General features: G+C 57.3%; 7 protein-coding genes. 5 read left to right on the top strand and 2 right to left on the bottom strand.

Features of this window, described 5'->3' with window-relative positions:
• The first annotated feature begins 14 nt into the window (after positions 1-14).
• On the top strand, positions 15-2,462 hold the full coding sequence (glgP, locus tag ACMGGU_RS19870; protein ID WP_025910282.1) for a glycogen phosphorylase: 2,448 nt from the start codon (positions 15-17) through the stop codon (positions 2,460-2,462).
• An 88-nt stretch (positions 2,463-2,550) separates the two neighbouring features.
• Here glgP and glpD read toward each other — a convergent pair whose 3' ends face one another.
• Positions 2,551-4,059, bottom strand: coding sequence for a glycerol-3-phosphate dehydrogenase (glpD, locus tag ACMGGU_RS19865; RefSeq protein WP_048027712.1), 1,509 nt, complete (start codon positions 4,057-4,059; stop codon positions 2,551-2,553).
• Between the two features lie 188 nt (positions 4,060-4,247).
• Here glpD and glpE point away from each other — a divergent pair, with 188 nt between their 5' ends.
• The 3 genes from glpE to ACMGGU_RS19850 are packed head-to-tail and all read left to right on the top strand — an operon-like array spanning position 4,248 to position 6,233.
• Positions 4,248-4,580, top strand: a complete 333-nt coding sequence (gene glpE / locus ACMGGU_RS19860; RefSeq protein WP_008503062.1) for a thiosulfate sulfurtransferase GlpE — start codon at positions 4,248-4,250, stop codon at positions 4,578-4,580.
• 47 nt (positions 4,581-4,627) lie between these two features.
• Positions 4,628-5,458 (top strand): rhomboid family intramembrane serine protease GlpG, encoded by an 831-nt coding sequence (gene glpG, locus ACMGGU_RS19855; protein WP_028015659.1) that lies wholly within the window; start codon positions 4,628-4,630, stop codon positions 5,456-5,458.
• Positions 5,459-5,474: 16 nt separating this feature from the next.
• The gene (locus tag ACMGGU_RS19850; RefSeq protein ID WP_008503060.1) at positions 5,475-6,233 is read left to right on the top strand and encodes a DeoR/GlpR family transcriptional regulator; all 759 of its coding nucleotides are present in this window, start codon (positions 5,475-5,477) and stop codon (positions 6,231-6,233) included.
• An 81-nt stretch (positions 6,234-6,314) separates the two neighbouring features.
• Here ACMGGU_RS19850 and malT read toward each other — a convergent pair whose 3' ends face one another.
• Positions 6,315-9,020, bottom strand: coding sequence for an HTH-type transcriptional regulator MalT (gene malT, locus ACMGGU_RS19845; protein ID WP_045909015.1), 2,706 nt, complete (start codon positions 9,018-9,020; stop codon positions 6,315-6,317).
• Between the two features lie 585 nt (positions 9,021-9,605).
• Here malT and malP point away from each other — a divergent pair.
• Positions 9,606-11,999: a maltodextrin phosphorylase gene (malP, locus tag ACMGGU_RS19840; RefSeq protein ID WP_196365622.1), complete on the top strand. Its 2,394-nt coding sequence runs from the start codon at positions 9,606-9,608 to the stop codon at positions 11,997-11,999.
• Positions 12,000-12,003: the final 4 nt, after the last annotated feature.

Genomic DNA, 12,003 nt, shown 5'->3' with positions numbered 1-12,003 from the left:
GCGAAGTTACTGATATGAACGCTCCATTTAGCTACTCTTCACCCACGCTCAGCGTTGAGGCGTTAAAGCACTCCATCGCCTACAAGCTGATGTTCACCATCGGGAAAGATCCGGTTATTGCCAACAAGCACGAGTGGCTGAACGCCACCTTGTTTGCCGTGCGTGACCGCTTAGTTGAACGCTGGCTGCGCTCAAACCGCGCCCAGCTCTCGCAGGAGACGCGTCAGGTTTACTACCTGTCGATGGAATTTTTGATTGGCCGCACGCTGTCCAATGCGCTGTTGTCGCTCGGTATTTATGACGACGTCAAAACCGCACTGGAAGAGATGGGGTTAGATTTAGAAGAACTGATCGACGAAGAGAACGACCCGGGCCTCGGTAACGGCGGTCTGGGACGTCTCGCCGCCTGCTTCCTCGACTCGCTGGCGACGCTGGCGCTGCCGGGCCGCGGCTACGGTATTCGCTACGATTACGGCATGTTCAAACAGAACATCGTCGACGGGCGTCAGAAAGAGTCCCCGGACTACTGGCTGGAGTACGGCAACCCGTGGGAGTTTAAGCGCCACAACACGCGCTATAAGGTGCGCTTTGGCGGACGTATTCAGCAGGAAGGGAAAAAATCCCGCTGGGTGGAAACGGAAGAGATCCTGGCCGTGGCCTACGACCAGATTATCCCCGGCTACGACACCGACGCCACCAACACGCTGCGCCTGTGGAGTGCCCAGGCCAGTAGCGAAATTAACCTCGGGAAATTTAACCAGGGTGACTACTTCGCGGCGGTGGAGGATAAAAACCACTCCGAGAACGTGTCCCGCGTGCTGTACCCGGATGACTCGACCTACTCGGGCCGCGAGCTGCGCCTGCGTCAGGAGTACTTCCTTGTTTCGGCGACCATTCAGGACATCCTTAGCCGCCACCATCAGCTGCACAAAACCTACGCCAACCTGGCGGAGAAAACCGCGATCCACCTTAATGACACCCACCCGGTGCTCTCTATTCCGGAGCTGATGCGTCTGCTGATCGACGAACATAAGTTCAGTTGGGATGACGCCTTTGAGGTGACCTGTCAGGTGTTCTCATACACCAACCACACGCTGATGAGCGAAGCGCTGGAGACGTGGCCGGTGGACATGCTCGGCAAAATCCTGCCGCGCCATCTGCAGATTATCTTTGAGATTAACGACTACTTCCTCAAGACGCTGCAGGAGCAGTATCCGAACGATACCGGCCTGCTGAGCCGCGCGTCCATCATTGATGAGTCGAACGGTCGCCGCGTGCGCATGGCCTGGCTGGCGGTTGTCATCAGCCACAAGGTCAACGGCGTGTCCGAGCTCCACTCGAACCTGATGGTGCAGTCGCTGTTTGCGGACTTCGCGAAGATCTTCCCGACGCGGTTCTGCAACGTGACCAACGGCGTCACCCCGCGCCGCTGGCTGGCGCTGGCCAACCAGCCGCTCTCTGAGGTACTGGACGAGAATATCGGCCGCACCTGGCGTACCGATTTGAGCCAGCTGAGCGAGCTGGAACAGCATATTGATTTTCCGACGGTGAACAAAGCCGTGCGCGAAGCCAAGCTGCTGAACAAAAAACGTCTGGCGGTCTGGCTGGCAATGCACCTCAACGTGGTGGCAAACCCGAAAGCGCTGTTCGACGTTCAGATCAAACGCATCCATGAATACAAGCGTCAACTGATGAACGTGCTGCACGTAATCACCCATTACAACCGCATCAAGGCCGATCCGACGGCCGAATGGGTTCCGCGCGTGAAGATCTTCGCCGGTAAGGCGGCGTCGGCCTATTACATGGCGAAGCACATTATTCATCTCATCAACGACGTGGCGAAGGTGGTTAACCAGGATCCGGATATTGGCGACAAGCTGAAGGTGGTATTCATTCCGAACTACAGCGTCAGCCTGGCGCAGCTGATCATCCCGGCGGCGGATCTCTCTGAACAGATTTCCACGGCGGGGACGGAGGCATCCGGCACCAGTAACATGAAGTTTGCCCTCAACGGCGCGCTGACCATCGGCACGCTGGACGGGGCGAACGTCGAGATGCTGGAGCACGTGGGCGAAGACAATATCTTTATCTTCGGTAATACGACGGAAGAGGTGGAGGCGCTGCGCAGGAAAGGCTACTCGCCGCGTCAATATTACGAAGAGGATGAAGAGTTGCGTCAGGTGCTGACGCAGATCGCGACCGGCGTGTTTAGCCCTGATGAACCGAGCCGCTACCGCGATCTGGTGGATTCGCTGATTAACTTTGGCGATCACTACCAGGTGCTGGCGGATTACCGCAGCTACGTGGACTGTCAGGACAAGGTGGACGAGCTGTATCGCCAGCCGGAGAAGTGGACCAGCGCCGCGATGTACAACATCGCCAATATGGGCTATTTCTCGTCAGACAGGACCATCAAGGAGTATGCCGAGACGATCTGGCATATTGATCCGGTGAGGTTGTAAAAACAAAGCCGGGTGGCGGCTTCGCCTTACCCGGCCTGGTTGATCCCGTAGGCCCGGTAAGCGTAGCGCCACCGGGCATTTTTTCACATCAGGACGCCAGCGACAGCTCACGCTTTCCCGCATGTTGCAGTAACCACTGCGCCACGCGAGACTGCTGTTCGGCGTTGAGCCACATCCCTTCTTTGGTACGGCGCCAGATAGCATCGTCCAGACGACGCACCCACTCGTGCTCAACCAGATAACGCAGCTCGGCTTCGTACAGCTCGTGGCCGAAATGCTCGCCCAGATCCGCAATGTCCTTCGCATCGCCCAGGAACAGCTCGGTATTGCTGCCGTAGGTGCGGGCATAGTGGCGCGCCATCCCTTCGGTGATGAACGGGAAGCGACGGCGCAGCTTCGCGGCGTAATCATCGCGGTTATCGCCGATATCACCGCCGGGCAGTACCGCGCCCTTGGTCCATGCCGGGCCAATGCCTTTGTAGTACGGCGCCAGTTTTTCCAGCGCGTGCTCGGCCAGCTTGCGGTAGGTGGTGAGCTTGCCGCCAAACACGGACAGCAGCGGCGCCTGACCGTCAACGTCGTGAATATCGAGCGTATAGTCGCGGGTGATGGCCTGCGGTGAATCAGATTCGTCATCGCACAGCGGACGCACGCCGGAGTAAGTCCAGACCACGTCGTCGCGCGACAGCTGTTTCTTAAAGTGCGCGTTATACACTTTAAGCAGGTAGTTCACTTCGCTCTCATCAATCTCAACGTTCTTCGGATCGCCTTTGTACTCCACGTCGGTGGTGCCGATGATCGAGAATTCGTCCATCCACGGGATCACAAACACGATGCGCTTGTCTTCGTTCTGTAGAATGTACGCCTGCTTCTGGGTATGCACGCGCGGCACCACAATGTGGCTGCCTTTGATCAGGCGGATGCCGTACGGGGAAGGCAGATGCATGCCCTCGTCAAAGAACTGTTTCACCCACGGGCCGGTGGCGTTCACCAGGCCGCGCGCTTTCCAGCTGAATTTCTCGCCGGTATCGATATCTTCCGCCTCGACAATCCACAGGCCGTTTTCACGGCGGGCAGAGGTCGCGCGGGTGCGGGTTTTCACCTCGCCGCCTTTCTTCTCAACCATCTGCGCGTTCGCCAGCACCAGACGGGCATCGTCCACCCAGCAGTCGGAATATTCGAATCCGCGCACGATTTCAGGCTTAAGGACCGATTCTGAGCCAAAACGCAAACCTTTCGAACCCGGGAGACTGGTGCGTTTACCCAGATGATCGTACATAAACAGACCAATTCGGATCATCCACGCCGGACGCAGATGCGGGCGATGGGGCAGGCGGAAGCGCATCGGAATCGCCAGATGTGGGGCCATTTTCAGCAGCACTTCACGTTCGGCCAGCGCTTCACTGACCAGGCGGAATTCGTAGTGTTCCAGGTAGCGCAGGCCACCGTGAATCAGTTTGGAGCTGGCGGACGACGTCGCGCAGGCGAGATCGTTAGCTTCCAGCATCAGTACGGATAAACCGCGTCCTGCGGCATCGACCGCAATACCGGCACCGTTGATGCCACCGCCTATCACAATCAGATCTTTGGTTTCCATAACACCCTCATGCACTTTCGTTAAAGCTCAGAAATGTTCGATATCGCTCATAATAGCAAAGGAACGCGCTTTTGGTAACATCAAAAAAACAATTTAGAGTGATATGGATAACATAATGGCGTTTACCCGCCGCCAGGACGTACACTACGGGGTAAAATCTTGTCGTTGACCACTGTAAAGAGAACACCATGGATCAGTTTGAATGTATTAACGTAGAAGAAGCCCACCAGAAGATGCACCAGGGAAAAGCGGTGCTGGTGGACATCCGCGATCCGCAGAGTTTTGCGATGGGCCATACGCCGGGCGCGTTCCATCTCACCAACGACACGCTGGGCGCGTTTATGCGCGATAACGACTTCGACACGCCGGTGATGGTCATGTGCTATCACGGCAACAGCAGCAAAGGCGCGGCGCAGTACCTGCTTCAGCAGGGTTACGACGCGGTTTACAGCGTCGACGGCGGTTTCGATGCCTGGCATCGTCATTTCCCGGCGGAAGTGGAATACGCTTTTGAGCGCTGATCCCGCTATACTGTCCCCTTTTGTGTGGAAATAAGCGACCGCTGCCCATGTTGATGATCACCTCTTTTACCAACCCGCGCGTCGCCCAGGCGTTTGTCGACTATATGGCGACGCAGGGCGTTATTCTGACTATTCAGCAACATACGCAGACCGACGTCTGGCTGGCCGATGAGAGCCAGGCCGGGCGGGTAAACGAGGAGCTGGCGCGTTTTCTTGAGAACCCTGGCGACCCGCGCTATCTCGCGGCCAGCTGGCAATCCGGCCAGACCGGCAGCGGATTGCACTACAGCCGCTTTCCCTTCCTCGCCACCATTCGCGAGCGCGCGGGCCCGTTTACGCTGCTGCTGATGGCGGCCTGCATCATTGTCTTCATTATCATGAACGTGGTCGGCGACCAGAGCGTAATGATTGCCCTGGCGTGGCCCTATGACCCGTCTCTTGAGTTTGACGTCTGGCGCTACTTTAGCCACGCGCTGATGCACTTCTCGGTGATGCATATCCTCTTTAACCTGCTCTGGTGGTGGTATCTCGGCGGTGCCGTTGAAAAGCGTCTGGGCAGTGGCAAGCTGATCGTTATCACCATCATCAGCGCCCTGTTAAGCGGCTACGTGCAGCACAAGTTCAGCGGGCCGTGGTTCGGCGGGCTGTCGGGTGTCGTGTATGCCCTGATGGGCTACGTCTGGCTTCGCGGGGAGCGCGACCCGGAAAGTGGCATCTATCTGCAACGCGGATTAATAACCTTTGCGTTAATATGGCTAATTGCCGGATGGTTTGATCTGTTTGGTATGTCTATCGCCAACGGTGCGCACGTCGCCGGGCTGGCCGTGGGGCTGGCGATGGCCTTTGCCGACACGCTCCATGCGCGAAAACGAACATAATTCTCAGGGATAATTGATGAAACAAACACAACGTCATGACGCCATTATCGAACTGGTAAAAAAACAGGGATACGTCAGCACCGAAGAGCTGGTGGAGCAGTTTGCCGTCAGCCCACAAACCATCCGTCGTGACCTGAACGACCTGGCCGATCAGAACCGTATTCTTCGCCACCACGGTGGCGCGGCGCTGCCATCCAGCTCGGTTAACACCTCCTGGCACGACCGTAAAGCCACGCAGACGGCGGAGAAAGAGCGTATTGCCCGCAAGGTCGCCAGCCAGATCCCAAACGGGGCGACGCTGTTTATTGATATCGGCACCACGCCGGAAGCGGTCGCCCATGCGCTGCTGGATCATGAGAACCTGCGCGTGGTCACCAACAACCTGAACGTGGCTAACACCCTGATGCAGAAAGACGACTTCCGCATCATCCTCGCGGGCGGGGAGCTGCGCAGCCGCGACGGTGGAATTATCGGCGAAGCCACACTCGATTTTATCTCCCAGTTCCGCCTCGACTTCGGCATTCTGGGGATCAGCGGCATCGACAGCGACGGCTCGCTGCTGGAGTTTGATTACCACGAGGTACGCACCAAGCGCGCGATCATTGAAAACTCACGCCACGTGATGCTGGTGGTGGATCATTCGAAGTTTGGCCGAAACGCGATGGTGAACATGGGCAGCATCAGCATGGTGGATGCGGTCTATACCGACGTGATGCCGCCGGCGGGCGTCATGCAGGTGATTAAAGATAATAATTTGCAGCTGGAATTGTGCTAACGGTTGTGTCGGGTGGCGCTGCGCTTACCCGACCTACAACACCCGTAGGCCCGTGCAAGCGTAGCGCCGCCGGGCAATGAATTACACTCCGTACCCCATCATCTTCAACAGCTGCTGTGCATGCTGTACCGCATCCTGACGATGCGCCACGCCCAGCTTCTGGTACAGGTTGCGGATATGCGTTTTGATGGTGGTCGCCGCCACCGCCAGCTCGCCGGCAATCTGCTCGTTGCTGTAGCCTGAATAGATCAGCCCCAGAACCTGCCATTCGCGCTGGGTGAGCGGGCTGGTGCGGATAAGCTCTGGCACTTCCGGGTGGTTCAGCAGACGTTCAACGAAGTTCTCATCGAAATGCGCGAACTTGTGCCGATGATGCTGGTTAATCTCGCGCAGAATGCGCTGGGCGCGATGCTGATCCAGCTCCGGCAGCGTGTTAAGCTGAATAAGCTGACGCAGCTGCTGGGCCATCACTTCACCCTCAATCACAAAGTGGCTGATAAACCCGGTGCGGTTTGCCAGCTGCAGCGCCTCCAGCAGCACGCGCTGGGCATCGTTTTTACGACCCGCCTGCCAGTAGAGCTGGTTCTGCAGCAGCAGGTTGCGGTTCAGATCGCTCATCAGGCGCAGGCTGCGCGCGTTCTCGTTCAGCTCTTCCAGTACAATCTCAGCGGGCTCTAATTCACCGAGCAGGATCTGCGCGCGGGCAATGTTGCGCCACTGGCTCTGCAGGAAGTGGTTGTTGGCAAATTCCGGTTTTGGCGTCTGACGCAGCCAGTTGGCGGCGGATTTTTTATCGCCGGTCATCTGCCAGTAAATCACCCGGACCTTATCGGCGTTTGACACCCAGTCGCTATGATACTGACCGTTGCCGAGCAGGTTTTCCAGGCGGTTAAGATGGTTGCGGGCGTTATCGAGATCGCCGCGCGCCAGCGAGCACTGCACCAGCAGCGCCAGACACTGCAGCTGCTGCTGAGGCTGGAAACTGGAAAGAACATCCACACCCTGGCGGGCGCAGCTTTCTGCTTCATCCAGACGCGACCATGCCCACAGCAGCTGAGCGCGAATACGCAACAGGAACTCGTGCATCGGCAGCTGTTCCAGGTGCTGTTCACGAATCAGCTGGAACGCTTTTTCCTGGTTTTCCCAGGCAGCCTGCAGGAACCCCTGCGCGAATAAAATCTCGCTCTGCTGGATCAGGCTCCACAGCGCGTAGTGCCAGACATCATGACGACGCGCCATCTGTTCGGTTTGCTGCATCAGTGAAAGCGAACGCGTGAGGTCACCTTTGCAGTGCAGCACTTCGCCGTGTACGGAGGTCGCCACGATGCGGCTGTAGAAGTTGGCCAGCGGCAGTTCATCCAGTGCGACCATCGCCAGCCGTTCCGCTTCGTCCGGGTCGCCATCGTTAATGGCCACCTGAGCGCGCAGCGCGTTGAACTCGCCGTGCAGGGTGGTATCCATCTCGCTTTCCATCTCCTGCTCGGCACGCGCCAGCAGGGTGTTCACTTCGCTGTAGCGATGCTGGCTCTGCATCAGCCAGGCCTGCAGCAGCACCAGACGCGGATTCTCCAGCAGGCTTTCCCACGGCAGGGCTTTGAGGGACTCTTCCAGCAGCGTCAGCTCGCTGTGGTTAAACAGGCCCCACGCATGATTGAGGAGGATATCGCGCAGCATGCTGGCATCCCCGGCAGCGAGCGCGTGGTGGATGGCCTCGCTCGGGAAGCCCTGTGCCATCCAGCTTTCGGCAGCGGCGCGGTGGATCTCCGGCAGTTCAACCGCCAGCTCCCACTGACAGCGCTGGCGCAGGAAGCTACCAAACAGCGGATGATAGCTAAACCACTCGCCGGGATCGTCCATGCGCGTCAGGAAAAGGCCCTGACGTTCAATTTCTTCGAGCTGCAGCTGACCGTTTTCACAGCCCGTCACCCGCACGATGAGGGCATCGTTCATGGAGCGCAGCAGCGAGCTTTTCAGCAGGAAATTACGCGTCGAGGGATCGACACTGTTCAGCACCTCGTCCACCAGGTAATCAGAGAGGTGGCTGGCGTTGATGCCGGCCAGACGCCGCGCTGACTGATGCGCTGGACTGTTGTTTTGCCGGGCAGAGAGGGCGATGAGCTGCAGCGCCGTGGCCCAGCCCGCGACGTCATCACACAGGCGGCTGCTTTCAGCGGCCTCAATGGGTGAGGTCAGGCGGCAGTCAAAGAACTGTTTTGCTTCCTGGTGGGTAAAGGCCAACTGCTGGCTACCCACTTCCAGAAGCTGATCGCGTACGCGCAGGTTGGCAATACCCAACTGCGGCAGGTTGCGTGACAGCACCACTAACGTTAGGTTTTCCGGCTGATGGCGCAGGAAGAAACGCATTGATTCATGAATCACCGGGTTAGTGATGAGATGGTAATCATCAATCACCACGTAAAGCGGGCGATGCCATTCAGCCAGTTCGATAAACAGCTGAGAGAAAAGGGAGGACAGGCTGGCGTACTGGCGCTTTTGCACCATCACCTCACTGGCAACGCAGTGTCCATGGGTGGCTTGCTGTATCGCGGCAATCAGATAGCTGGCAAAGCGCTCCTGCTGGTTATCGCCCTCATCAAGAGAGTACCAGCCAAGATCGCTCTTACCTGCGGCCCATTGCGAAATGAGCGTTGTTTTTCCATAACCTGCAGGGCTCGTAACCAGCGCCAGTCGGAAATTATGCGCGCCGGAAAGTTTAGCCAACAGACGCTCGCGGACCACTGTGTGGTCAAGACGAACCGGGCGACTTAATTTAGACGGAATCAACATAGGTTTCACTTCACTGTGGGGAACGAGAGATTTTATTTTTTTTGCGCTTCGTAATTAATGGTTATAAGGTCGGCCAATAAGTTAACTATTGCAAGTTATGTCTGGATTTGGTGGCTGTGAATTTGCACTCTGTCACAAAACATTCAGGCAGAGGAGGGAACTTTCTGAAAAGGTCTTTAATGCCCCGTCAATGCTGGCTTGTATGGCTGTGCTACGGCTGCGCTGAAACTGGTTTCAGAAAGGGATAGTGACGTCGAATTTAATATACTTCTGGTAAAGTTAAGGGAGATTAATAATCTCCTTAGCGATTTCCCGATTGCCGCAATATTATTCTACGTAAGTAATTATTTCGGCGGGGTTTAATTTCACCCGAAACCGCATTTCATTTCTTTGACATTCTCCTCGGTTACTTTTTTATCTTCCGAGCACACTCGAACTATGCTCTGAGAGTGGCCTTGATCACACTTTTCTGCTCATCCCCGCTACTCCTCCCTGTCTAATCCCCCTCGGGAGGAGGAAGAGGGGAAATGAGCCAGGCACACTAGCGCCAACTTGTGTTTTCTTTCTAAAGGATGCCGATCCCCTATGTCACAGCCTACCTTCAACAAAGCTCAATTCCAGGCTGCCCTGACGCGTCAGTGGCAGCGTTTTGGCCTTCATGCTGCAAACGAGATGACGCCTCACCAGTGGTGGCAGGCAGTGAGCGGTGCGCTCGCAGAGCAGCTGGATGCTCAACCCCTGGCAAAACCGGTAAAAGGCCAGCGCCATGTAAACTACATTTCAATGGAATTCCTGATTGGCCGTCTGACGGGCAACAACCTGTTGAACCTCGGCTGGTATCAGGAGGTCGGTGACGTCCTTAAAGAACACGACATTAACCTGACCGACCTGCTGGAAGAAGAGATTGATCCGGCGCTGGGCAACGGCGGTCTGGGACGCCTGGCGGCCTGCTTCCTTGACTCCATGGCGACCGTCGGCCAGTCGGCGATTGGCTACGGCCTGAACTACCAGTACGGCCTGTTCCGTCAGTCGTTTGCTGACGGCCACCAGATGGAAGCGCCGGACGACTGGCATCGCAATACCTATCCGTGGTTCCGCCATAACGCGCAGCTTGACGTGCAGGTTGGCATTGGCGGGAAAGTGACGAAACAAGGTCTCTGGGAACCGGCGTTCACCATCACCGGCGAAGCCTGGGATCTGCCGGTGCTTGGCTACCGTAACGGCGTGGCGCAGCCGCTGCGTCTGTGGCAGGCGAAACACGCTCACCCGTTTAACCTGACTAAATTCAACGACGGCGATTTCCTGCGGGCCGAGCAGCAGGGCATCGACGCCGAGAAGCTGACCAAAGTCCTCTATCCGAACGACAACCACCTGGCCGGTAAAAAGCTGCGCCTGATGCAGCAATACTTCCAGTGCGCCTGCTCCGTGGCGGACATTCTGCGTCGCCATCACCTGGCGGGCCGCAAGCTGGCGCAGCTGCCGGACTTCGAAGTCATTCAGCTCAACGACACGCACCCGACCATTGCCATCCCGGAACTGCTGCGCGTGCTGATCGACGAGCATCAGCTGAGCTGGGACGACGCCTGGGCCATTACCAGCCGTACCTTTGCCTACACCAACCACACGCTGATGCCAGAAGCGCTGGAGTGCTGGGATGAGAAGCTGGTGAAAACGCTGCTGCCGCGCCACATGCAGATCATCAACAAGATTAACGACCAGTTTAAAAAGCTCGTGGATAAAACCTGGCCGGGCAACAAGGCGGTCTGGGCGAAGCTGGCGGTGGTTCACGATAAGCAGGTACGCATGGCGAACATGTGCGTGGTGAGCGGCTTTGCGGTGAACGGCGTGGCGGCGCTGCACTCGGATCTGGTGGTCAAAGACCTCTTCCCGGAATACCACCAGCTGTGGCCAACCAAATTCCACAACGTGACCAACGGCATCACGCCGCGTCGCTGGATCAAGCAGTGCAACCCGCTGCTGGCGGGCCTGCTGGACAAGACCCTGAAGAAAGAGTGGGCCAACGATCTGGACCAGCTCATCAACCTGGAAAAATACGCTGACGACGCGAAATTCCGCGAGCAGTACCGGGCGATCAAGCTGGAGAACAAAGTTCGCCTGGCGGAGTTTGTGAAAATGCGTACCGGGATTGAGATCAACCCGAATGCGATTTTCGATATTCAGATCAAGCGTCTGCACGAGTACAAACGCCAGCACCTGAACCTGCTGCACATTCTGGCGCTGTACAAAGAGATCCGCGAGAACCCGCAGGCCGATCGCGTCCCGCGCGTGTTCCTGTTCGGTGCGAAAGCGGCCCCGGGCTACTACCTGGCGAAAAACATCATCCTCGCCATCAATAAAGTGGCGGCGGCGATCAACAGCGATCCGAAAGTGGGCGACAAGCTGAAGGTGGTGTTCCTGCCGGATTACTGCGTCTCGGCGGCTGAAATGCTGATCCCGGCAGCAGATATCTCCGAGCAGATCTCAACCGCAGGGAAAGAAGCCTCCGGTACCGGCAACATGAAGCTGGCGCTGAACGGCGCGCTGACCGTCGGCACGCTCGACGGGGCCAACGTTGAAATCGCCGAGAAGGTGGGCGAAGAGAATATCTTTATCTTCGGCCACACCGTGGAAGAGGTGAAAGCTATCAAGGCCAAAGGCTACGACCCGGTGAAGTGGCGTAAGAAAGACAAAGTGCTGGACGCGGTGCTGAAGGAGCTGGAGAGCGGCAAATACAGCGACGGTGACAAGCACGCGTTTGACCAGATGCTGCACAGCATGGACAAACACGGCGGTGACCCGTATCTGGTGATGGCGGACTTTACGGCCTACGTTGAAGCGCAAAAACAGGTCGACGTGCTGTATCGCGACCAGGAAGCGTGGACCCGCGCGTGCATCCTGAACACCGCGCGCTGCGGTATGTTCAGCTCTGACCGCTCAATCCGTGATTATCAGGCCCGTATCTGGCAGGCAAAACGCTAAGGAA

Origin of the sequence: Enterobacter sp. BNK-8, from assembly GCF_048685095.1 — a bacterium.
Classification (GTDB): Bacteria; Pseudomonadota; Gammaproteobacteria; order Enterobacterales; family Enterobacteriaceae; genus Enterobacter; species Enterobacter quasiroggenkampii.
Note: the sequence above shows the minus strand (reverse complement) of the source record. Positions and strands in the feature narration are given on the sequence as shown.

Coding starts and splice junctions, on each gene's coding strand:
- ACMGGU_RS19850 (WP_008503060.1), top strand. CDS start 5,475: ATGAAACAAACACAACGTCATGACGCCATTATCGAACTGGTAAAAAAA.
- malT (WP_045909015.1), bottom strand. CDS start 9,020: ATGTTGATTCCGTCTAAATTAAGTCGCCCGGTTCGTCTTGACCACACA.
- malP (WP_196365622.1), top strand. CDS start 9,606: ATGTCACAGCCTACCTTCAACAAAGCTCAATTCCAGGCTGCCCTGACG.
- glpE (WP_008503062.1), top strand. CDS start 4,248: ATGGATCAGTTTGAATGTATTAACGTAGAAGAAGCCCACCAGAAGATG.
- glgP (WP_025910282.1), top strand. CDS start 15: ATGAACGCTCCATTTAGCTACTCTTCACCCACGCTCAGCGTTGAGGCG.
- glpG (WP_028015659.1), top strand. CDS start 4,628: ATGTTGATGATCACCTCTTTTACCAACCCGCGCGTCGCCCAGGCGTTT.
- glpD (WP_048027712.1), bottom strand. CDS start 4,059: ATGGAAACCAAAGATCTGATTGTGATAGGCGGTGGCATCAACGGTGCC.